The 756-nt window shown below is 50.4% G+C and carries 2 rRNA genes; both read right to left on the bottom strand.

Annotated elements, in window-relative coordinates:
- Nucleotides 1–95, bottom strand: a 5S ribosomal RNA gene (gene rrf / locus P2W83_RS18715); the annotation flags it as partial.
- Between the two features lie 64 nt (nt 96–159).
- Nucleotides 160–756 (bottom strand): 23S ribosomal RNA (locus tag P2W83_RS18655); the annotation flags it as partial.

A 756-nucleotide genomic window follows, 5' to 3' on the forward strand; every position in this document is an offset into this window, starting at 1 on the left:
TCTCCCGCATTGTTGTGCAGTACCATCGGCCATGAGGGGCTTAACTTCTCTGTTCGGAATGGGAAGAGGTGAACACCCTCGGCAATACCACCATAATATGGTTGATCTTGTCGATCTTAATAAGGTGACATATTGAGTCAGCAATTTTCGTAATAAAATAATATTAAAGCTTACGGGTAATTAGTACTACTCGGCTTTGATGTTACCACCTTTACACCTGTAGCCTATCAACGTCATCGTCTCTGACGACCCTTAAAAGTAAACTCATCTTGAGGAAGGTTTCGCGCTTAGATGCTTTCAGCGCTTATCCTGGCTGTGCATAGCTACTCGGCACTGCACCTGGCGGCACAACCGATACACCAGCGGCACATACGCTCCGGTCCTCTCGTACTAAGAGCATGTCCCCGCAATTTACTAACGCCCACCACAGATAGGGACCGAACTGTCTTGCGACGTTCTGAACCCAGTTCACGTGCCACTTTAATCGGCGAACAGCCGAACCCTTGGGACCTTCTCCAGCCCCAGGATGTGACGAACCGACATCGAGGTGCCAAACCTCCCCGTCGATATGAGCTCTTGGGGGAGATCAGCCTGTTATCCCCGGAGTACCTTTTATCCTTTGAGCGATGGCCCTTCCATACAGAACCACCGGATCACTTTAGCCTGCTTTCGCACCTGCTCGGCTGGTCAGCCTCACAGTCAAGCACCCTTATACTAATGCGCTCTACGTACGATTACCAACCGTACTGAGGGTAC

Origin of the sequence: Polluticoccus soli (genome assembly GCF_029269745.1) — a bacterium.
Lineage (GTDB): Bacteria > Bacteroidota > Bacteroidia > Chitinophagales > Chitinophagaceae > Polluticoccus > Polluticoccus soli.